Origin of the sequence: Allobosea sp. ASV33, from assembly GCF_016428755.1 — a bacterium.
Lineage (GTDB): Bacteria > Pseudomonadota > Alphaproteobacteria > Rhizobiales > Beijerinckiaceae > Allobosea.
In genome coordinates this window covers 1-392 of the sequence record NZ_JAELTI010000238.1, presented here as the reverse complement: position 1 = coordinate 392, position 392 = coordinate 1, and the positions used below count along the sequence as shown (strand labels likewise).

Below are 392 nucleotides of genomic sequence, written 5' to 3'. Positions count from 1 at the left end.
ACCAGCGTGTCGTTTCCGCTGCCCGCCGCCAGGGCGTCATTGCCGGCGTCGGCCACCAGCGTTTCGTCCCCGGCGCCGGCTGTAATCGACTCATTGCCTGGCGATGCCTGGACAAGATTAGGCACCTGCTGCAGCAACTGGGTCCAACTCCAACTCGTGCCATCCGCGAACTGAATTGTGGTGAGTGCTGGTTTGCTTCCCCACACCAGCGCATCCGGCAACAGAATCGAGCCACCACCATTGACAACAAGCTCCAGATCCGACGCATTCGGCTCAACCAACGAAACGTCGGCGGCCGTTAACCCGCTGCCGAATTGGAGCGTGTTGGCAGCACCGTTGGAGTCGTCTGGTATGAGCGTGTCTTGGCCGAACCCGCTGTTCAACTGGAATAT

1 pseudogene is annotated in these 392 nt (G+C 60.2%); it reads right to left on the bottom strand.

The features are described 5' to 3' along the window. Positions 1-392, bottom strand: a pseudogene (locus JHD80_RS27310) (calcium-binding protein); the annotation flags it as partial.